The sequence below is a fragment of the Aeromonas sp. 25-248 genome, from assembly GCF_053005425.1.
In genome coordinates this window covers 127,111-146,268 of sequence record NZ_JBRKTB010000001.1, presented here as the reverse complement: position 1 = coordinate 146,268, position 19,158 = coordinate 127,111, and the positions used below count along the sequence as shown (strand labels likewise).

Genomic DNA, 19,158 nt, shown 5'->3' with positions numbered 1-19,158 from the left:
GGCGCTCTTTTTATCCTGGTCGGTGGGTCAACTGTTGGTGGGGCCCGCCGGTTTGCCAAACAGCACGGCGAGCTTTTGCCGCCAGGGGAGGCCCCGGGCCTCTTGCAGCATGTCGCGCCACTCGTGGAAGGTGAGGGTGAGGGGGTTGAAGCTGTGGATTGGCTTGGTGATGCCGAAACGGCACGGCTCGCCCAAGTCTTCTTCCACGAAGGTGCCAAACAGCCGGTCCCAGATGATGAGCACGCCGGCGAAGTTGCGATCGATGTATCTGGCGTTGCTGGCGTGGTGCACCCTGTGGTGGGAGGGGGTGTTGAAGATCCATTCAAGTTTGCCCAGCTTGCCCACCACCTGGGTGTGGACGAAGAACTGAAAACCCAGGCTCAAGAGCACGGTGGCCACCACCGCCTCGGGGGGAAAGCCGATGAGGATCATGGGGATCCAGAACAGCCACATGCCGGAGACCGGGTACATCAGGCTCTGGCGAAAGGCGGTGGAGAGGTTGAGCCGCTCCGAGCTGTGGTGCACCACGTGGGAGGCCCAGAGCCAGCGCACATGGTGGCTCGCGAAGTGGAACAGCCAGTAGCAGAGATCCTGCAACAGAAAGAGCAGCAAGAGGCTCCAGAGGTTCAGTTCGATATCGAATAGTCGCCAGCCCCAGAGGGTGTCATAGAGATAGGCGATGGCAATGGCGGCCAGGGCATCGCCCCCCTGATGCATCAGTGCCAGGGTGGCATTGGCGAAGAGATCCTTCCACTGGTAGCCCGCCGTGGGATAGGCGGCGCCGTGTTTTCGCAGGTAGAGCATCTCCCAGCCGATGAAGACCAGAAAGAGGGGCGAGAGGTAGAGCAGGAGCAGTTGCACATCCATGTGAGCCATCCGGTTGGACCAGTTGGATGTCAGCATACCGGATGATGTTAAAAACTCATTAACATTTGATGGTGATCCTCCTGTCTGACGCGGCCCGGCCTTGCCCTCCCTGTTTACACTGAAGAAGGAGCGCGCGCGGCATCTACCGCAAGCGGCAGTACCTTGGGAGGGAGAGAAAATGAACGGGACGCCTGTTTGTCTCATGCTCGGCCTGCTCAGTGCGAGTGCGATGGCCAATGACAGTTTCAACAGCGAGTTGAGCCATGTTGTCGGTGGTGCGGCCATGGGGGCGGGCTTTACGGCCATCGCGGATCACTATGGCTATCGGGAGCACAGGGGCTGGATTGGTTTTGGCATCTCGACCGGCATCGGCATCGCCGCAGAGCTGATCGAGCGGGCCAGTGGTCAGGGGCCCTTCTCCGCCCTGGATGCGGGGGCCAATGCGCTGGGGGCCGCCGCCGGTGCCTACGGGACGGATCGCTGGCTGCTGGCACCCGTGGTGCTGCCCGAGCAGCACTTCGCCGGCCTGACGGGCATGTATCGATTCTAGGTGCGAGCCACCTGGAACAAAAAAGGGAGCCTGGGCTCCCTCTTCTTGATTTGCATGACACCGCTGCGCGGTTGATCGAGCCCGGGTTTGCCCCTTTACCGGATTGCCAATATCGGTGCGCTCGTCAGAGTACCTGGCTCAGGAACTGGCGCAGGCGCGGGGAGGGGGGATTGTCGAAGAAGTCGGCGGGTTTCTCGTCTACCAGCAGCTCGCCGCTCTCCATGAAGAGCACTCTGTCCGCCACTTCCCGGGCAAAGCCCATCTCGTGGGTCACCACCACCATGGTCATCCCTTCGCGGGCCAACCCCTTCATGACGTCCAGCACCTCTCCCACCATTTCGGGGTCGAGGGCGCTGGTGGGTTCGTCAAACAGCATGATGCGCGGCTGCATGGCGAGCGCCCGGGCGATGGCCACCCGCTGCTGCTGGCCGCCGGAGAGCTGGGAGGGGTAGCTCTGGGCCTTGTTGGAGAGACCGACCTTGAGCAGCAGGGCCTTGGCCCGCTCCTCAGCCTCCTGGCGAGAGAGTCCTCTCACCTTCTGGGGGGCCAGGGTGATGTTGTCCAGCACCGTCAGGTGAGGGAAGAGATTGAAGGACTGGAACACCATGCCCACCTCTTCCCGCAGCTTGTTGACATCCCCGGGTTCGGTGAGGCTGATGCCGTCGACCACGATATTGCCATCGTTGATGGTCTCCAGCTGGTTGAGGGTGCGCAGGAAGGTGGACTTGCCCGAGCCGCTCGGCCCCACGATCACCACCACTTCCCCTTCGGCCACCTGGGTGCTGACGTTTTTCAGGGCGTGCACCTCGGTGCCGTAGAACTTCTCTACACCGGTCGCCTTGATGATGGGATCAGTTGCTGCGCGCATAGTTCACCTCCAGACGACGCACCGGTAAGGGGCAGGGAGTGCCGGTGATGGCAGAACGTTTCGACACCGATGGCGCCTTGATAACGGGATCAGTTGCTGCGCGCATATTTCACCTCCAGACGACGCACCAGGAAGGAGAGAGTGCCGGTCAGCACCAGATAGAGCAGGGCCACGGTGAACCACACCTCGAACGGGCTGAAGGTGGAGCTGACCACTTCGCGCCCTGCCTTGGTGAGATCCGTGATGGAGATGACGGAGACCAGAGAGGAGTCCTTGATGAGGTTGATGAACTGGCCCGCGAGCGGTGGCAGCACCCGTTTGAAGGCCTGGGGCAGGATGACGTAGCGCATGGTCTGGGCCGAGGTCATGCCAAGGCTTCTGCCCGCTTCCATCTGCCCCTTGTGAATGGAGCTGATACCGGCGCGCACGATTTCCGCCACGTAGGCGCCGGTGAAGACCGCGAGCGCCGCCACACCAGCGGTGAATCGGTCGAGGTTCAGCACGGTGCCGATAAAGAAATAGACGATGAAGATCTGCACCAGCAACGGGGTGCCACGGATGAGTTCCACATAGGTCACGGCCAGGTTGCGCAGGGCCGGATTGGGGGAAAGGCGGGCGAGCCCGGCCAGGGTGCCAAGCAGGATGGCGAAGATGCCCGCCACCAGGGAGAGCTTGACCGTGACCCAGACGCCCCAGGCGATGGGGCCGGCGGTCCAGCTCAGTTGCACATCCAGGGTATCGCCGAGGAAGACGGTATCCCCTTCAGCCAGCTGGGAGCCCTTGGGAGCGATGGCCTGACGGCGGCTGGGGTCGAGATCGTCTTGCAGGAAGAGCTGTCCCTTGTCCGCGACCACGGTGCCGTCAAACTCGGCATAGTGTTTCTGTTCTGCCTGATAGGCGATGTACTGGGGAATGCGTTCCCAGCGCCAGGTGTAATCCACTGCCTGCACGGCCTTGTAGATGCCGAAAATGGCGGCCAGCACCAGCAGCAGGAAGATCCCGTGCCAGAGCAGCTGATTGGGCTGTTTTTCCATCTGTCTTGTGAGTTTGGGGTTGATCACTGTCACAACCTCTTTTGTCGTTATCGTGTGGGGAGTCTGCGTGAAGGGGCGGCATGCCGCCCCTTTGAGAGGTTATTTGAGCTGGTTCAGCCAGGCGGTGGATTCAAACCACTTCTTGTAGAGACGGTCGTAGCTGCCGTCGCCCTTGATCTGGCGCAGGTAGTTGTTGAACCAGTTGAGGGTGTCCTGATCCCCCTTGCGGATGGCCCAGGCCAGCGGCTCGAAGGTGAACGGCTTGTCGAGGTGCACCACGGCGCCCTGGTTCTGGGACGCGAAGATGGCGTTGTAGGGCAGGTCGTAGACGAAGGCATCCACCTTGCCGTTGATCACTTCCAGTTTGGCGTCATCCTGGGTTTCAAACTGCAGCAGGGTGGCCTTGGGGATCATGCGCTTGACCGCTTGCTCGCCGGTGGTGCCGAGTTTGACCGCGATCTTGTATTTGGGATCGTTGAGGTCCTGGAAGGATTTGATTTCGCCCGCCTTGTCCTTGCGAAGCACGATGGTCTGGCCGACGACGATGTAGGGATCGGCAAAGTTCACGCGCAGGTTGCGCTGGGGAGTGACGGTCATGCCGCCCATGATGACGTCGAACTTGTCGGTCAAGAGCGCGGGGATGATGCCGTCCCAGGCGGTGTTGACGAACTCCACCTTCACGCCCATCTCCTTGGCGACCATCTTGGCGAGATCCACGTCAAAGCCGATGTACTGGCCCTGCTTGTTGGTCATCTCGAAGGGTTGATAGCCGGCATCGAAGCCGACCCGCAGCACACCGCGCTCCAGCACGGCATCCAGGGTGGAAGTGGGCGCGGCGTTGGCCAGCCCGCACAGCAGCAGGGTAGAAAGAATGAGTTTTTTGATCATAAATGACGTCTCTGTCGTAAATGTGGTCGGCCTTGAACCTGCTCCCGTGCGACTCCATGGCACAAGAGACTGCTGCATCCGGCAGCAGGCAAGACAGGATTATTGTCTTGGTCGGGGCAAAAGCCCCATATGAGATTCTATGAATGGTTCGTTGGATGAAAAATGTACCAAAACCTGTTTGTGCCAGAAGACTCAATAAGTTATGGAGACTTTTATCCCTCGTGGTGACTCATAAAACCACATGAAAACAACATATCTATCTAATGGCGCCGGTTCAAGTGCAAAATATCCGGCGGCCGTCTCGGTGGAAAATCCGGGCACAGACAGGGCGTTGTCCGGCACGCTTCACGGGGAATGGGGCGTGCGAGCCGGTCAAATATTTTTGCCCGGCCCATAGGCTCCCTCTGTGTCTTGTCATGGGCTTCCCATATACTCAGCCATCCCCATTGGAAGGTTCGGGAATGGACGCCTCAATTCTGCTCAATCTGGACGTATTTACCCTGATGTTGATGGCCCTCGGGGGCTACAGCCTGGGATTCATCACCCTCTCCATCATCTGGTCGACCCACAGGGAAATACCCGGTCTCGGGCTCTGGTGGTGGTCCAGCCTCTGTGCCCTGGCGGCGCAATCGCTCTTCTTCATGCAGGCATTTGCCCCCCATATCGCGGGGATCTGGCTGGCCAACCTGCTCATCACCTTCTGCCTCGCCCTGATGCCACTCGCCATCCAGCGCTTCTTCGGGGAGCCGCCAAACTGGCGGGCATTCACCCTCTTCATGCTGGTCTACCTGCTGATCCTCTGCTGGAGCGTCATCTTCAACGACAAGATGGCCCCCCGGGTGCTGCTGGCCTGCCTGAGCTACATGATGGTGGGGGCGGTGATTGTCTGGCTCATCTGGCGCCATGGCTACCCTGACTATCTGCCCGCTGTGCTGGTGTTCACCGTGGTCAACATCCTGCTCTACGGTTTCAATCTGGTGCGCATGGGGGCCCTGCTCGGCGGCGAGGTGCGGGTCCTGATGGATCAGCATGCGGTCAATGTGCTCCCCTTCCTTTCCATGCTGATGGGCAACTATCTGTCGACCTTCGGGGTGCTGCTGCTCTGTACCCAGTACCGGGCCCTGGCCCTGCGGCGACAGGCCAGCCAGGATCCCCTGACCGGCCTCCTGAACCGGCGCGGCTTCATGGATCACTGCGTGACGATGGCAAGGCAGGGGGCGCTGGTGGTGCTGGATCTCGACGACTTCAAGCAGATCAACGATCGCCACGGTCACGAGACCGGGGACAGGGTGCTGGAGGCGGTGGGTCGCTATCTTGCCGGCCAGCGGGATCTGGTGGCCAGCCGCTTCGGCGGGGAAGAGTTTGTGCTGCTGTTGCCCGAGTGGGACCCCCTGGCCCAGCAGGCGCGCTGCGAGCAGATCCGCCAGGGAATAGAAACGCTGGAGCTGAAGGGGGTCCGGGTGACGGCCAGCCTGGGGTGGGTGCCCAGCGCCCGCGAATGGCACTTTGACACCCTGTTCAGCCAGGCAGATCGCGCTCTCTATCAGGCCAAGCGGGAGGGCAAGAACCGGATCTGTCAGGGGGCCTGATCCCCCGTCAGGTCATGCCCGGCCGGTGGCCGTCGGCTCCGACCGGACAAAGGCATACCGAGTCAGCCACCTGGTCGCATCAGACCAGAATGGCCGCCTGGCGGCCTGTCAGCGGTGCAACTCCCCCGCGCGTTCCGGCTGATAGACCACTTCCAGGATCTCCACCTGGATGGTGCGACCGGCCGGCCCAGGCCAGGCGATGCTGTCACCCACCTTGAGCCCCAGCAGGGCGCTGCCCACTGGCGCCAGCACGGAGATCTTCGATTCGTCCCCCTGTACATCCTTTGGATAGACCAGCGTCAGGCAGAAGTCGTTGCCACTGTTTTGCATCTTGAAGCGCACCGTGCTGTTCATGGTCACCACGTCCGGCGGCATGTCGGCGGGTTCGCGGATCTCGGCGCGATCCAGCTCCTCTTGCAGGGCAAGGTGCTGGGGGTGGTTGCCAAGCAGCTGTTCGATGCGATCCAGATCCAGGCTGGAGATGACGAGATGAGGCTGTTTCATAGGGTATTTCCTTATCAATGACTGAAAGGACCAGGATGACGGGCAGACTGGTCGACAAAAAACGGTGCAAGGGTAATAAGCAGACAGCAAAAGCGATGCCCCCGAGCGACTCGCGCAGCGGGGCGAGGGCGGGGGCTCAGCGGGGTGTGAGCGTACTGGAAAAAATCATGATTGCTTTCATGGAGATACCATAACCATTCTGGGGTGGTTTGGCAATTGGGCTGACTTTCTCATCAGGGAGCCTGGTAATCGTACTGGTGCAGGATGCGCGCGAGACTGCCATCTTCCCTCATTTCCTGAATGACCCGGCGCCAGCGCAGCGCCTCGCTGCGGGAGAAGCGGGGACTGGCGGCCAGGTAGAGGGTGCTCTGCTGCAAGGTCTCGCCTCGCACCAGATCCGGGAGCGGCAGACCCGCCCGCTGCTGGTTGTAACGGGCGGTGTTCCAGGCCACCGCCCAGGCCTGGATGCGGCCGCGCGCCAGCTTGCTGGCGTTGCTGACCTCCTCGGTGACCAGCTCCCGGGTCACCCCTGTCAGCGGCTGGATCAGGCTCTGGCTATGGGAGCCACGCATCACGCCAACGGTGAGGCCTGGCAGCGTCTTCATGGAGAGCGGCGCTGGATGGTGACGGCGATGGCTGACCAGCACGAAGGCCTCCTCCAGCAGAGGGGCAATCCAGAGAAACAGTGGTTCGCGCTGGGGATTTCGGGCCGGGGGCAACAACAGGACATCCGGGCGGTGGCTGGCCTGGCTGAGGGCGCGAGCCAGCGGCATCAACTCGATCTCGAGCGGTTCCCCGAGGCGGCGGGCAGCCTCCTCCAGCACCTCGATGGCCATGCCGCTCGGCGCACCCTGTTGGGCGCGGATCACATAGGGGGGAATGTCCGCGGCCACGACGACCACGGCACGGGCCGAAAAGGCGCAGACGATCAGAGGGGAGAGCAGCAGAAGCAGAGTAACAAGGCGCATGGATGTTCGGGTCCGGGATGAGTACAGAGAGTGTAACATCCCGTTACGTCATGTCAGCCAGGCGATTGCCGCCTGGGGGGATCAGTCGAAGAAATCCCGCAGATCCAGGGTCTGGTACCCTGCCAGTTGCTGCCAGGGGAGGGTCTTTGGCAGCGTCTTGAGCGTCACCTCCATCCGGTAGCTGCGATAACCGTCGAGGCTTGCCGACTCCACCACCAGGGGCAACTGCCAGCGGCTCGACCAGAGGATGCGGGTACGCTGGCGACCTTCGCGGGTCTCATACCAGTTCGCCTGGTCGGGGGCGGCCTCATCCAGCGGTGTCATTCCCTCCAACAGGGAAGGGTTGATGAGGTGGCGGATCCGCGCCCACTCCGGCTTGAAGGCCACCTGGCCGTACTCCTCCTGCGGCACCTCCACCAGCTGGTTGTGCCAGGCATCGGCGTAGCGCAACTGGAGTGCGTCTCCCTCGCTGCGGGTCACCCAGCGCGCCGCCATCTGGTGAGTGAAGTGCTTGTGGCCGGGGCGGGCATCGTGGGTGGCGTGATAGGCACGGGCCAGGGGAACGGGAATGAGCCGCTGGCTCCACACCTGGTCACCGACCCGCAGCCACTTCTCCTGCCACTGGCTCTCCCGGGTGATGCCGTCGCTGCCGGTCACCCTGTCCACGTAGCGGATGCGGGCGGCCAGATCGGGCACCTCGTCGGCCAGGAGGGGGAAGGAGAGGGCGCTGCCCAGCAGCCATAAAGAAAGCAGATATTTCATCATCGTCTCTCGCTCGACGGAAAAGGTGCCCGGCGCGGTGCCGGGCACCTTTATCACAGGCCGAGGGCCTCCCTGAGCTTGCCGAACACCCGGGTGTTGTCGAGGGTGCCCTTGAACTGGCTGCTGCCTGCGCCGCCCGCGAACAGCATCACATCGCCGCCGCCGTGAGTCTCGGAGCCGAGCTTGACCCCGGTCTCCTGCAGGTAGTCATCCGCCATCACCTCATCGCTGGTGAGGATGGGGCGCTGGTCCTGGCGGTTGGGGCCGTTGCCGAACACCAGAGTAGTGAACGGCTTGCCGTCCGCGTCGTTCTGGGTCGAGCCATCGGCGTTCTTGACCAGATCCAGCACCTTGTTGCCCTTGGCGGAATAGCCGTTGATGGTCATGGTGTGGTCGTGGTCGGCGGTAACCACGATCAGGGTATCGCTCAAATCCACTTTGCCGAGGGCCGTCTTGACCGCCTCGTCCAGCGCCACCGCATCGGTCAGGGATCGCTTGGCGTTGGTGGCGTGCAGGGCGTGGTCGATACGCCCCCCCTCCACCATCAGGAAGTAGCCCTGGCTGTTCTGGCTGAGCAGATCGATCGCCTTGGCGGTCATCTCGGAGAGGGACGGCTGGGTACTGGCCGCCCCCTTGGCGACGCGGTCCAGTTCGTAGTCGAGGTGGGACTTGGTGCTGAACAGCCCCAGCACCTTGCCCGAGTTGACGGCAGAGAGCTCATCCTTGGTGGTGACATAGCGGTAGCCCCGGGCGGTCAGCTCGGCGGTGAGATCCCGGCCGTCGGCCCGGCCGCCCTTGTTGCTGGCGCTGTAGGGCGTCCAGTGGTTGGCGCCGCCCCCCATCAGCACATCGACCCCATCCCCCAGCGCCTGATTGAAGCCGGCTCCGCCCGGTACCGCCTGCTCGGCGATGGCGTAGGCCGCATCCCGGTGGCAGATATGGGAATAGGTCGCGGCCGGGGTGGCATGGGTGAGCTCCGTGGTCGTGACAGCACCCACCGACTTGCCCGCCGCCTTGGCCAGCTCGAGAAGGGTGGGCACCGGGCTCCCGTTGTCGCTGGTGCAGTTGTTGATGCCCTTGTTGCCGTTGGCATCCTTGGACGGTGCCACGGCCCTGGTGTCGCTGCTCATGGCGATCACCTCGTTGTTCATCTTGACGCCGGTGGTGTAGGCCGCCATGGAGGGGGCGGAGTCCGTGGTCTGGGCATCGTGGGAGAAGGTCTTGATGCGCGCGCTCTGGGGCAGCTTCATCATCTCGAGATCCCCCTCTTCCCCCACCTTGAACAGGCGGGTGGCGGTGAGCACGGTGGGACCCATGCCGTCACCGATAAAGAGGATGACGTTCTTGGCATCGGCGGCGTGCGCCTGGGAGAGGCCGCCAAGCGTGCCGAGCAGGGCGGTGCAGACCAGCGTCTTTTTCATGGTGATGTTCATCCTGATAATCCCTTACAGCTTGGCCGCAGCCTTGATCTTGCCGAACACGGCGGTGTTGTCGAGAGAGCCGTGGAAGCGCTCCGCTCCCTGGCCGATGGCGCCGAGGAAAACGTCGGTACCGCCGTGGGTCTCGTTGCCTATCTCGCCCACCTTGACCACCACCTCCTGGTGATAGTCGTCGGCGGAGGCGGTGGCGTCGTCGAGGGCCGCCACGCTGCTGCGCGGGCCGTCCACCCGGTTGTAGCCGTTGCCAAAGCCGATGATGGTGTAGGGCATGCCATCGCTATCCTTGCTCGGCTCGCCGGTCTCGTAGTTCTTCACCAGCCCGAGCACGCCCGCATTGCCTGCGGTGGTCTTGCCGGTGCGCTTGGCATAACCATTCAGGACTAGCGTGTGGTCATGGTCGGCGGTGACCACGATCAGGGTGTTTTTCAGCTCGGGATCGGTTTTCTTCACTTCATTGATGGCGGCCAGGATGGCGTTGTCGAAGGCGAGGGTATCCTGCAGGGCGCGCTTGGCGTTGGTGTCGTGCAGGGCGTGGTCGATACGCCCCCCTTCCACCATCAGGAAGTAGCCCTTCTCTTTGCCCTTGAGCTGCTTGATGGCAGCCAGGGTCATCTGGGCCAGTGACGGCTCGCTGGCGGGCCGGTCCAGGTCATATTTCATGTGGCTTGAGCCAAACAGGCCCAGCAGCGGCTTGCTCGCATCGGCCTGGTTCAGCTCGTCCAGGGTGGCGGCAAACTGATAGCCCTTCGCCTTCATCTCGTCGATGAGGTTGCGACCATCGGTCCGCTTGCCCTTGTCGGCGCTGGGCAGGAAGAAGCCGCTGCCGCCCCCGAGCACCACGTCCAGCCCCTCCTTCAGGGCGCTGTTGTAACCGCTGCCCCCCGGCACCATCTGGACGGCGATATCAGCCTCCAGATCCCGGTTGCAGATATGGGCATAGGTGGCGGCCGGGGTAGCGTGGGTGACCCGGGTGGTGGTGACCACGCCGGTGCCACGGCCATCGGCCTTGGCCAGCTCCAGCAGGGTGGTCACCGCTTTGCCGCCGCTCTGGCTGCAATCGTTCTCCTGGGTGGCGTCGCTGTCCATGCTGATGACGCCGTTGTTGCTCTTGACCCCGGTCATGTAGGCCGCCATGGAGGGGGCTGAGTCGGTCACCTGGGCATCGTGGGAGAAGGTCTTGATGAAGGCCGTTTCCGGCAGGGTGTCGATGGTGAGGCTGCCCTCTTCGCCGACGCCATAGATCCGGGAGGCGGTCAGGGTGTTGAGACCCATGCCGTCGCCGAGGAAGAAGATCACGTTCTTGGCGCTGGGTTCCGGGGTGTTGCTGTCGTTGTTGGAGTTGCAGCCGGCGGCCAGGGCGGCGCCTATCATCACTGCAAGTCCTGCCATCTTTCTCATTGGGGTTCGCTCCTTGTGAAACCTGAGCGCAGCCTAGAGGGGGCAGATGACACTTTTAGTGAAGAGAGATGACAATGCGGTGAAAGCGCCTTGTAAATGTTATCTTATATCAATGGGTTATGTTGATTGTGTTCTGCCACTCACCTCCCGGTGGCGTGGCGGGCATCCGGCCACCCGGGTGACAACACCCGGCCAGAATAGCCTGTCAAATCGGGGCCGCAGCAGGTAAAATGCGCCCCCTTGCGATGAGTGCCAGCGGTCTGGCGCATCACCACGCACCCGCAACCCCGAGCGCCCGCAGCCCCGAGAGGGGACCGCATGCCAATGAGAGAGTAACGGATATGTCCATCAACTGGTTCCCCGGCCACATGCACAAGGCCCGCAAAGAGATTGCAGAGGTCATGCCCCAGGTCGATGTCATCATCGAGATGCTCGACGCCCGCATCCCCTTCTCCAGCGAGAACCCCCTGGTGCCGGAGCTGCGCGGGGAGACGCCGGTGATCAAGGTGCTCAACAAGGCAGACCTTGCCGACCCCGAGATCACCGCGCTGTGGGTGGCCCACATGGAGCAGGAGAAGGGGATCAAGGCTCTGCCCCTGACCCAGCAGGAGCCTACGATGATCAAGCAACTGCTGACCCTGTGCCACGAGATGCTGCCGGAGCGCAACTTCGAGCTGCGCGGGGTGCGCGCCATGATCATGGGCATCCCCAACGTGGGCAAGTCCACCCTGATCAACACCCTGGCGGGGCGCATCATCGCCAAGACCGGCAACGAGGCGGGGGTGACCAAGTCCCAGCAGCGGATCAAGCTCGACAACCACGTCATCCTGACGGACACCCCTGGCTTCCTGTGGCCCAAGCTCAATCCGCCCTCCTGCGGTTATCGACTGGCGATCACGGCGGCCATCAAGGATACCGTCTTCGATTACGCCGACATCGCCATGTTTGCCGCCGACTACTTCATCAAGGCCTATCCGGAGCGCATCAAGGCACGCTACCAGCTGAGCGAGCTGCCGGAGACCGAGATCGAGCTGCTGGATCTCATTGCCCGTCAGCGCGGCTTCATGCGCAAGGGGGGGCTTGCGGATCTGCACAAGGCCTCGGAAATCCTGGTCAATGAATTCCGGTCCGGCATGCTGGGGCGGATCTCCCTGGAGACGCCAGAGATGGTGAGCGTCGAGATAGTGGAAGCCCAGGCCGAGGCTGAGCAGAAAGCCAGGGAGAAGGCGGAGCGGGAAGAGGAGCGCCAGGCCCGGGCTCGTCGCAAGTACGCCAAGAAGCGTCAGCGCTGACCGGCGTTGTGCACGATAGGTTGTGCTTGTTAGAAAGAAGAGGCGGCCCTGGGTCGCCTCTTCTTGTCATGGCCTCGGCCTCTGGCGTGAGGGTCGATGTTCAACGGCCCGCTTCCCCTCATCATGACCAAGGTGTCGGCCAATCAAGGGGATGAGGCTCCCGTCAGGGGAGGGCCGTGCCGCGTTGCCATCACGGTGGGCAGAAAAACCTTGCGACCCGGCCTCAGTGCCGATTGACAAAGGCACAGGCGGTGGCATGATGCGCTCGCATTTTGCCTCTCCCCACGGTTCTATCCATGACCACATACTCCCGCCCGGTGCTGCTCCTGCTCTGTGGCCTGCTGTTGCTGACCCTGGCCATCGCGGTATTGAATACCCTGGTGCCGCTCTGGCTCGCCCATGAGCATCTGCCCACCTGGCAGGTCGGCATGGTCGGCTCCTCCTATTTCACCGGCAACCTGCTGGGAACCCTGCTGGCGGGCAGACTCATCGCCCGCTGCGGCTTCAATCGCAGTTACTACCTGGCCAGTGCGCTCTTTGCCGCAGGCTGCGTCGGGCTCGGCATTACCGTGGCTTTCTGGAGCTGGCTCGCCTGGCGATTCATCGCCGGGGTAGGCTGCGCCATGATCTGGGTGGTGGTGGAGAGCGCGCTGATGTGCAGCGGCAACGCCCGCAATCGAGGGCGCCTGCTGGCCGCCTACATGATGGTCTATTACGTGGGCACTGTGCTTGGGCAACTGCTGGTGAGCAAGGTGCCGACGTCGCTGATGGCGGTGCTGCCCTGGGTGACCGCCCTGGTGTTGACGGCCATGCTGCCGCTCTTGTTCACCCGCATCGCCAGTCCGTCAGGCAACCACCAGGCCAGGACTCCGGTCTGGCCGATGCTGCGCCTGCGTCAGGCGCGTCTGGGGGTGAACGGCTGCATCCTCTCCGGCATCGTGCTGGGGGTGCTTTATGGTCTGATGCCGCTCTATCTGAACCACCAGGGGGTGAGCGACGGGGCCATCGGCTACTGGATGGCGGTGATGGTGAGCGCCGGCATCCTGGGGCAATGGCCGGTGGGGCGTCTGGCGGATCGTTTCGGGCGCCTGCCGGTGCTGCGGGTACAGGTGCTGGTGGTGATCCTGGGGGCCATGGCGATGCTCGGCAACGCGGCCATGGGACCGACGCTGTTCATTCTGGGGGCCGCGGGCTTCACGCTCTATCCGGTGGCCATGGCCTGGGCCTGCGAGAAGGTCGAGCAGCATCAACTGGTGGCCATGAACCAGGCGCTGCTGCTGAGTTACACCATCGGCAGCCTGCTCGGGCCGACCCTGACGGCGCTCCTGATGCAGCACTACTCGGATCATCTGCTGTTCATGGTGATTGCCGGGGTCTCCCTTGTCTATCTGCTGATGCTGCTGCGCAAGATGGGCGAGCACCCGACGCCGATGGCCCATGCCTGAGGGCAGACGGCGTCATCATCCCTGCGCACTGGATATAGAAGAGGCGACCCAAGGGTCGCCTTTTTTCATCATGGGCCGGGTGGTGCCGCTCAACCAAACCGGTGCCTTGCTACTTCAAAGAGCGAGAGGTGCAGCGGGATCAACTTCTGCCAGTCTCGCCGGTAACCCCCTCCCGGTACGGCGGTGATGGGCAGCCCGTGGCGAAGCGCAGAGTCAAAGACCATGGCATCGCGCTGGCGCACGCCGGAGTCGCTCAGGGAGAGGTAGCCTAGCTCGTCGTCCCGGTGCACATCCACCCCGGCCTGATAGAGGATGAAGTCGGGGGCGTAGAGGCGATGAGCCAGGGCGAGGGCCTGGTCCAGGGTCTCGAGATAGGCGTCGTCCTCCATGCCGCTTGGCAGGGGAAAGTCCAGATGGGAGGCCGGCTTGTGGCGGGGGAAGTTGTGTTCCCCGTGCAGGGAGAGGGTGATGATGTCACGGCTGCCCGTGCACAGGGCGGCGCTGCCATCTCCCTGATGGACATCGAGATCCACAATCAATACTCGCTCGCAGAGTCCCTCGTCCAGGCAAGTTCGTGCCGCGATCACCAGATCGTTGAAGAGGCAGAAGCCGCTGCCAAACCCCCGGTGGGCGTGGTGGTAGCCGCCGGAGATCTGCAGTCCGCAGCCCTGTGCAAGGGCGTGGTGGCTGGCGGCCAGGGTGGCGCCGACCGAGTGCAGGGTACGTTCAATCAGCAGGGGAGACCAGGGAAAGCCGAGCCGGCGAATGGCCCCTTCATTGAGGGTGCCGGCGAGGGCGGCCTGTACATAGGCCGCATCGTGCACCTTCTCTATCTGCTCACGGCTGGCAGGGGCGGCCTGTGCCAGCGGATAGTCGAGGGCGACGAGGCGTTCAAACAGCGCCTGGTACTTGGCCAGGGGGAAGCGGTGACGCTCGGGCAGCGTCAGGGCGGAGTAGTGGGGGTGATAGAAGATGCGCAGTGACATGAAGCATCGGCCATGAACGGGTATGAAAAAGGGGAGCCAGGCTCCCCTCGATGCAGGCGTGCGATGCGCCTTACTGCTGCTGGATCACCCAGATCTGGAAGGCTTTGCGGGTCTCCGCATCGGCCTTGTTGTACCAGCTTTGCAGCTGGGTCAGGGCTTCCGGGTTGCTCATGGCCTTGCTCGGGGCCACTTCCACCGGTGCGCTGGCGGCAGCCATCACGGCGGCGGTGGAGACGGAAACGGTCTTGGGCTGGTTGAAGGCCTTGCCCATCTTCAGCAGCTCCTGCTGATAGTCACGTGTCAGCTGGAAGCCACCCACGGTCGGCATGACGAACTGCTCGGATTTCAGGACCTGGCCGGTGGATTTGTCTTTCAGAACGACGTTCTGTTCCTTGACGAAACGCTTGGCTTCTTCTTCCTTGCGGGGCTTCTTGAAGTCGAGGAAGAGTTGCTGGTTGTCGGCGGCGGTGAAGTTGATCACCAGGGGCTCGGCGGTGACCAGCTTGGTTTCACTGCGGCTGGAGTAGTTGCCCTCGAAGGCGACCACGACCTGGTGCCTGCCGGGCTCCAGGGAGAAGACGGTGGCTTTATCGAGCAGCTGGGGGTTGACGGGTTCGCCATCGAGCAGCTGGATGACATAGGGATTCGTAATTTCCAGTTGGCTAGCGGCCAGGGCGCTACCTGCCCACAACAGACCAGCCAGGGCCGGTACCAGAACAGTCAGTTTCATTTCATCTCCTTGAACAGTCAGGCAATTGCCCACTGAAAAATAGGGGGTCATTTTTACAGGTTTGCCCCACAGCGGCAATAGCCGTTTATGGCGCCTTCCGGTGTGCGGGGTGTGGATCCCGCTGCCCCGAGCCCTGCGGGCAGCGTGCTCTTCTATCTTCCTGCCCCCTCCTGACATGAGGGACAGGGGAACGCATGGCGGTCGTCAGCCGTGTCACTCGATGCGTCGGGTGAAGGGGGGGAGGGCGTCCAGCAGCCCCTTGCCGTAGCGCTTGGTCAGCAGGCGCCGGTCCAGGATGGTGACCCGCCCCCGATCCGCCTCTTTTCGGATGAGGCGGCCACAGGCCTGGATGAGCTTGCGCGACGCCTCCGGCACCGTTAGTTGCAGGAAGGGGTTGCCGCCGCGCTGCTCTATCCACTCGGCGGTCGCCTCTTCCACGGGGGAGTTGGGCACCGCGAAGGGGAGCTTGGTGATCACCAGGTTGGTGAGGTAGTGGCCGGGCAGATCCAGCCCTTCCGAGAAGCTGCCGGTGCCAAAGAGGATGCTGGGCTGGCCGCCGTCGCACTTCTGTTTGTGCAAGAGGAGCAGAGCACTGCGGGACGCTTCCCCCTGTACCAGGAGCGACATCCCCTTGGCCCGCAGCCCCACCGCCACCTCGTTCATCTGGCGATAGGAGGAGAAGAGCACCAGGCTGGCCTCCTTGCCTGCCAGCAGGCGGGGCAGGGTATCGATCAACTCCTGGGTGAAGGCGGGGGCACTGGGTTCATGGGCCATCTTGGGCAGATAGAGTTCGGCCTTGTGGTAGTCGAAGGGGGAGCGCAGCCGCAGATAGCGGGTGCCGTCATGCTCCTTGAGCCCCACCTGGTGGCGAAAATAACTGAAGGAGGAGAGGGCGGTGAGGGTCGCCGACACCAGCACGGCCCCGAGACAGCGGGACCAGAGCCACTCCTCCAGCAGATACCCCACCTCGATGGGGGAGGCGTGCAGCCAGATGTCCCCGTCCTCGCTTCTGGCCATCCAGCGGGCGAGGGGGGTCTTGCCGGTGGGAACATGGCGGCTCAGCATCTCCCAGAGGGCGTAGAAGCTCTCGAGCCGTTGCAAGTGAAAACCGCTCTCCGCCAGCAGAGGCTCGGCCTCCTTGCGACGAATCTCGCCATCCTTGAGCGCCTCGCCGATGGCCCCCTGCATTCTGTCCAGCGCCCGCAACGCCTTCTTGCTCGCCTCCTTGAGGTTTTCCGCCAGCATGGGCAGGGGATCCGGCAGCACCCCATCGGCGAATCTGTGGTGGGGTTCGCCGCCAAAGAGGTGATCATTGCTGGTGAGCCACTGCTCGAGGGCCTTGAGATCCGGCTGGAGAGAGGCCAGGGCATCCTGCAGTTTGAGCTGGGGGTCGAGCAGGCTCTCCTTGTTCAGCGTCCTGGCCAGTTTGCCAGCGCTTTGCACCAGCTTTTCCAGCCAGCGGCGGGATCCCTTGATACTGGCGCTGGCGGCGCCGTGATCCCGGGCGATGGTGGGCAGGTGATGGGCTTCGTCCAGCACATAGATGCACTCGTCCGGCGGCGGCAATATGATGCCGCCCCCCATGGTGAGGTCGGAGAGCAGCAGGGCGTGGTTGACCACCAGCACGTCTGCCGCGTCCATGTCGTTGCGTGCCCGATGGAAGGGGCAGTGCTGATGGTGGCTCAGGGCCTTGTTGCAGGTGTGGCGGTCGGCGGCGATGCGATCCCAGCAAGGGTCCGGAATGGGTTTGGGCCAGTTGTCCCGATCCCCGTCCCACTTGCCTTCTGTGTAGGCCTGCCACAGCCCCTGGTAGCACGCTTTGTCAGCATCCGATGGCTTGTGTTTGCTCAATGCGCCGAAGTCGAGTTCGAAATTGGCCATCTCGCTGCCGTTTGCCGCCTGCTCCAGCAGGTGCTCGCAGCAGTAGCGCTGGCGCCCCTTGACCAGCATGAAACGAAACGGCAGCTCGCTGTGACGGTGATAAAAGGGGAGATCCTTGTGGATGAGCTGCTCCTGCAGGGCCACGGTGGCGGTGGAGATCACCAGCTTCTTCTGGGTCAGCCGTGCCACTGGTATGGCCCCCTGGGCATAGGAGAGGGACTTGCCGATGCCGGTGCCCGCCTCGGCCACCAGGATGCGGCGACTCCTGTCATATTCTCCCGTCAGGGTCTTGGCGATTTCGGCAACCAGGAAATTCTGCTCCTTGCGCGGCACAAAACCGGGTAAACCATCGGCAATCTGGCGATAGGTATTGCGGATGGTGGCTTTGAGGCGAGTCGATAGCATAAAGAAGGTGTGGCCGTGTCGGTGTGGATGGCAACAGGATACCCGCAACAGGCGGCCCGGGTCGAGGCAGGGGAGAAGCAGTCGGGTCAGCCCCGGCTTTGCACATATGTTATGAGGGAACAGGGGGTTGCAATAAACCACCAAAAAAGAGGGATTCAGGCAGAGAGTATCGCTGTAAACGTTTTCCCTGATGGGGCAAACATTGTGAGATTCAGCTCACAAATTTTTCCCTGTGACTATGGTTTTCATAAAAAGTTCCAAGTTTTTTCATTGCGGATTCGAAAACCCGGTGATAGTCTCGGCGCCATAGTGATGCAAAGAACATCGCTAACACAGGGAATAACAAGGACTTAGTGTTTAATTACAGTAGGCATTGGAAACTATGAAAAAGACAATTCTGGCTATTGCTATCCCGGCTCTGTTCGCATCCGCAGCCAACGCTGCTGTCGTTTACGACAAAGACGGCACCTCCTTTGATATCTACGGCCGTGTACAAGCCAACATGTACGCAGACCACGACGACACCGACGCTGAACTGGTTGGTTCCTCCCGTCTGGGCTGGTCCGGCAAAGTCGGCCTGAACAACACCTGGTCCGGTATCGCCAAGACCGAGTGGCAAGTATCCGCCGAAAACTCTGACAACAAGTTCAACTCCCGTCACATCTATGTCGGCCTGGACGGTACCCAGTACGGCAAGATCATCTTCGGCCAGACCGACACCGCGTTCTACGACGTGCTGGAGCCGACCGATATCTTCAACGAATGGGGTGACGTAGGTAACTTCTACGACGGTCGTCAAGAAGGCCAGATCATCTACTCCAACACCTTCGGTGGCTTCAAGGGCAAAGTGTCCTACCAGACCAACGATGACGTAGCTGTCAAGGTTACTGACATCGGTCAAGGCATCAAGGAAACCGACGTCTACGGTCCGAACGTCAAGCGCAACTACGGCTACGCCGCTGCTGCTGGCTACGACTTCGACTTCGGTCTGGGCCTGAACGCCGGTTACGCTTACTCCGACCTGGAAAGCACCGTCAGCACCGCTTCTGGCGACAAGAAAGAGTGGGCCCTGGGCGCACACTACGCCATCAACGGTTTCTACTTCGCCGGTATGTACACCCAGGGTGACCTGAGCTACGACAACACCACCCAAGGCAACAACAAGGACAAGGGCCGTGGCTACGAGCTGGCTGCTTCCTACAACGTTGACGCCTGGACCTTCCTGGCCGGTTACAACTTCGCCGAAGGCAAGGTACTGTCCAACTCCGCCGGTTCTTCTTACGAAGACATCGTCGACGAAACCCTGCTGGGCGTGCAGTACAACTTCACTTCCAAGTTCAAGGCGTACACCGAGTACAAAATCCAGGGTATCAACGACAAGGACGACGAGTTCACTGTTGCCCTGCAATACAACTTCTAATCTAGCCTCTGCGCTGATTTAGTTGATGAACGGCCAAGCTTGCTTGGCCGTTCTGTTTTTTGGCCCCTTCACTACTTTTCGCCCTCTGGCCCTGCGCCATATCACGTTGTCTTCCTTGCCCCCTTGGTTCTC

18 protein-coding genes are annotated in these 19,158 nt (G+C 62.1%); 5 read left to right on the top strand and 13 right to left on the bottom strand.

Annotated features, from left to right (window positions below; genetic code table 11):
- Positions 1-27 precede the first annotated feature (27 nt).
- Positions 28-867 (bottom strand): sterol desaturase family protein, encoded by an 840-nt coding sequence (locus tag ACVDHI_RS00730; protein WP_447211692.1) that lies wholly within the window; start codon positions 865-867, stop codon positions 28-30.
- A 178-nt stretch (positions 868-1,045) separates the two neighbouring features.
- Between ACVDHI_RS00730 and ACVDHI_RS00725 the strand changes: the two genes are divergently transcribed.
- Positions 1,046-1,417, top strand: coding sequence for a hypothetical protein (locus ACVDHI_RS00725; protein WP_041214885.1), 372 nt, complete (start codon positions 1,046-1,048; stop codon positions 1,415-1,417).
- 124 nt (positions 1,418-1,541) lie between these two features.
- Here ACVDHI_RS00725 and ACVDHI_RS00720 read toward each other — a convergent pair whose 3' ends face one another.
- The 4 genes from ACVDHI_RS00720 to ACVDHI_RS00705 form a co-directional block, all read right to left on the bottom strand.
- A complete protein-coding gene (locus tag ACVDHI_RS00720) occupies positions 1,542-2,285 on the bottom strand; it encodes an amino acid ABC transporter ATP-binding protein (protein WP_010675257.1) in 744 nt (247 codons plus the stop codon).
- On the bottom strand, positions 2,269-2,391 hold the full coding sequence (locus ACVDHI_RS00715; protein ID WP_268841653.1) for a hypothetical protein: 123 nt from the start codon (positions 2,389-2,391) through the stop codon (positions 2,269-2,271). Before ACVDHI_RS00715 ends, ACVDHI_RS00720 begins: the two co-directional genes overlap by 17 nt.
- Positions 2,375-3,319 (bottom strand): amino acid ABC transporter permease, encoded by a 945-nt coding sequence (locus ACVDHI_RS00710; protein ID WP_041201654.1) that lies wholly within the window; start codon positions 3,317-3,319, stop codon positions 2,375-2,377. Before ACVDHI_RS00710 ends, ACVDHI_RS00715 begins: the two co-directional genes overlap by 17 nt.
- Before the next feature lie 99 nt (positions 3,320-3,418).
- Positions 3,419-4,207, bottom strand: a complete 789-nt coding sequence (locus tag ACVDHI_RS00705; protein ID WP_010675255.1) for a transporter substrate-binding domain-containing protein — start codon at positions 4,205-4,207, stop codon at positions 3,419-3,421.
- A 461-nt stretch (positions 4,208-4,668) separates the two neighbouring features.
- On the opposite strand from ACVDHI_RS00705, the gene ACVDHI_RS00700 reads away from it, so the two are divergent.
- Entirely contained in the window at positions 4,669-5,796 is a 1,128-nt protein-coding gene (locus tag ACVDHI_RS00700) for a GGDEF domain-containing protein (protein WP_408770676.1), read from the top strand.
- A gap of 108 nt (positions 5,797-5,904) precedes the next feature.
- On the opposite strand, the gene rnk is transcribed toward ACVDHI_RS00700, so the two are convergent.
- The 5 genes from rnk to ACVDHI_RS00675 form a co-directional block, all read right to left on the bottom strand.
- Positions 5,905-6,300, bottom strand: a complete 396-nt coding sequence (gene rnk, locus ACVDHI_RS00695) for a nucleoside diphosphate kinase regulator (protein ID WP_010675253.1) — start codon at positions 6,298-6,300, stop codon at positions 5,905-5,907.
- A gap of 233 nt (positions 6,301-6,533) precedes the next feature.
- Complete coding sequence (locus ACVDHI_RS00690; protein ID WP_010675251.1) at positions 6,534-7,268, bottom strand: substrate-binding periplasmic protein; 735 nt, start codon at positions 7,266-7,268, stop codon at positions 6,534-6,536.
- A gap of 81 nt (positions 7,269-7,349) precedes the next feature.
- The gene (locus tag ACVDHI_RS00685) at positions 7,350-8,033 is read right to left on the bottom strand and encodes a hypothetical protein (protein ID WP_041215862.1); all 684 of its coding nucleotides are present in this window, start codon (positions 8,031-8,033) and stop codon (positions 7,350-7,352) included.
- Positions 8,034-8,083: 50 nt separating this feature from the next.
- Positions 8,084-9,451, bottom strand: coding sequence for an alkaline phosphatase (locus ACVDHI_RS00680; protein ID WP_447211581.1), 1,368 nt, complete (start codon positions 9,449-9,451; stop codon positions 8,084-8,086).
- A gap of 24 nt (positions 9,452-9,475) precedes the next feature.
- Entirely contained in the window at positions 9,476-10,867 is a 1,392-nt protein-coding gene (locus ACVDHI_RS00675; protein ID WP_447211580.1) for an alkaline phosphatase, read from the bottom strand.
- A gap of 341 nt (positions 10,868-11,208) precedes the next feature.
- Here ACVDHI_RS00675 and ylqF point away from each other — a divergent pair, with 341 nt between their 5' ends.
- Entirely contained in the window at positions 11,209-12,159 is a 951-nt protein-coding gene (ylqF, locus tag ACVDHI_RS00670; protein WP_039040265.1) for a ribosome biogenesis GTPase YlqF, read from the top strand.
- 296 nt (positions 12,160-12,455) lie between these two features.
- A complete protein-coding gene (locus ACVDHI_RS00665) occupies positions 12,456-13,604 on the top strand; it encodes an MFS transporter (protein WP_041214889.1) in 1,149 nt (382 codons plus the stop codon).
- 89 nt (positions 13,605-13,693) lie between these two features.
- Here the strand turns inward: ACVDHI_RS00665 and ACVDHI_RS00660 are convergent, their stop codons facing one another.
- The 3 genes from ACVDHI_RS00660 to dinG form a co-directional block, all read right to left on the bottom strand.
- Positions 13,694-14,590 (bottom strand): histone deacetylase family protein, encoded by an 897-nt coding sequence (locus tag ACVDHI_RS00660; protein ID WP_447211579.1) that lies wholly within the window; start codon positions 14,588-14,590, stop codon positions 13,694-13,696.
- A 70-nt stretch (positions 14,591-14,660) separates the two neighbouring features.
- The gene (locus tag ACVDHI_RS00655; protein WP_039040268.1) at positions 14,661-15,320 is read right to left on the bottom strand and encodes a YccT family protein; all 660 of its coding nucleotides are present in this window, start codon (positions 15,318-15,320) and stop codon (positions 14,661-14,663) included.
- A 213-nt stretch (positions 15,321-15,533) separates the two neighbouring features.
- Positions 15,534-17,606 carry an ATP-dependent DNA helicase DinG gene (gene dinG, locus ACVDHI_RS00650; RefSeq protein ID WP_201925875.1) on the bottom strand — a complete coding sequence of 691 codons (2,073 nt, stop codon included), beginning with the start codon at positions 17,604-17,606 and terminating at the stop codon, positions 15,534-15,536.
- 382 nt (positions 17,607-17,988) lie between these two features.
- Here dinG and ACVDHI_RS00645 point away from each other — a divergent pair, with 382 nt between their 5' ends.
- Positions 17,989-19,026, top strand: coding sequence for a porin (locus ACVDHI_RS00645; RefSeq protein WP_041214891.1), 1,038 nt, complete (start codon positions 17,989-17,991; stop codon positions 19,024-19,026).
- The last annotated feature ends 132 nt before the right edge of the window (positions 19,027-19,158 follow it).

What these genes read in the sequence shown, in the direction of transcription:
- ACVDHI_RS00730 (WP_447211692.1), bottom strand. Translation starts at nt 867, where the DNA reads ATGGATGTGCAACTGCTCCTGCTCTACCTCTCGCCCCTCTTTCTGGTC.
- ACVDHI_RS00725 (WP_041214885.1), top strand. Translation starts at nt 1,046, where the DNA reads ATGAACGGGACGCCTGTTTGTCTCATGCTCGGCCTGCTCAGTGCGAGT.
- ACVDHI_RS00720 (WP_010675257.1), bottom strand. Translation starts at nt 2,285, where the DNA reads ATGCGCGCAGCAACTGATCCCATCATCAAGGCGACCGGTGTAGAGAAG.
- ACVDHI_RS00715 (WP_268841653.1), bottom strand. Translation starts at nt 2,391, where the DNA reads ATGCGCGCAGCAACTGATCCCGTTATCAAGGCGCCATCGGTGTCGAAA.
- ACVDHI_RS00710 (WP_041201654.1), bottom strand. Translation starts at nt 3,319, where the DNA reads ATGGAAAAACAGCCCAATCAGCTGCTCTGGCACGGGATCTTCCTGCTG.
- ACVDHI_RS00705 (WP_010675255.1), bottom strand. Translation starts at nt 4,207, where the DNA reads ATGATCAAAAAACTCATTCTTTCTACCCTGCTGCTGTGCGGGCTGGCC.
- ACVDHI_RS00700 (WP_408770676.1), top strand. Translation starts at nt 4,669, where the DNA reads ATGGACGCCTCAATTCTGCTCAATCTGGACGTATTTACCCTGATGTTG.
- rnk (WP_010675253.1), bottom strand. Translation starts at nt 6,300, where the DNA reads ATGAAACAGCCTCATCTCGTCATCTCCAGCCTGGATCTGGATCGCATC.
- ACVDHI_RS00690 (WP_010675251.1), bottom strand. Translation starts at nt 7,268, where the DNA reads ATGCGCCTTGTTACTCTGCTTCTGCTGCTCTCCCCTCTGATCGTCTGC.
- ACVDHI_RS00685 (WP_041215862.1), bottom strand. Translation starts at nt 8,033, where the DNA reads ATGATGAAATATCTGCTTTCTTTATGGCTGCTGGGCAGCGCCCTCTCC.
- ACVDHI_RS00680 (WP_447211581.1), bottom strand. Translation starts at nt 9,451, where the DNA reads ATGAAAAAGACGCTGGTCTGCACCGCCCTGCTCGGCACGCTTGGCGGC.
- ACVDHI_RS00675 (WP_447211580.1), bottom strand. Translation starts at nt 10,867, where the DNA reads ATGAGAAAGATGGCAGGACTTGCAGTGATGATAGGCGCCGCCCTGGCC.
- ylqF (WP_039040265.1), top strand. Translation starts at nt 11,209, where the DNA reads ATGTCCATCAACTGGTTCCCCGGCCACATGCACAAGGCCCGCAAAGAG.
- ACVDHI_RS00665 (WP_041214889.1), top strand. Translation starts at nt 12,456, where the DNA reads ATGACCACATACTCCCGCCCGGTGCTGCTCCTGCTCTGTGGCCTGCTG.
- ACVDHI_RS00660 (WP_447211579.1), bottom strand. Translation starts at nt 14,590, where the DNA reads ATGTCACTGCGCATCTTCTATCACCCCCACTACTCCGCCCTGACGCTG.
- ACVDHI_RS00655 (WP_039040268.1), bottom strand. Translation starts at nt 15,320, where the DNA reads ATGAAACTGACTGTTCTGGTACCGGCCCTGGCTGGTCTGTTGTGGGCA.
- dinG (WP_201925875.1), bottom strand. Translation starts at nt 17,606, where the DNA reads ATGCTATCGACTCGCCTCAAAGCCACCATCCGCAATACCTATCGCCAG.
- ACVDHI_RS00645 (WP_041214891.1), top strand. Translation starts at nt 17,989, where the DNA reads ATGAAAAAGACAATTCTGGCTATTGCTATCCCGGCTCTGTTCGCATCC.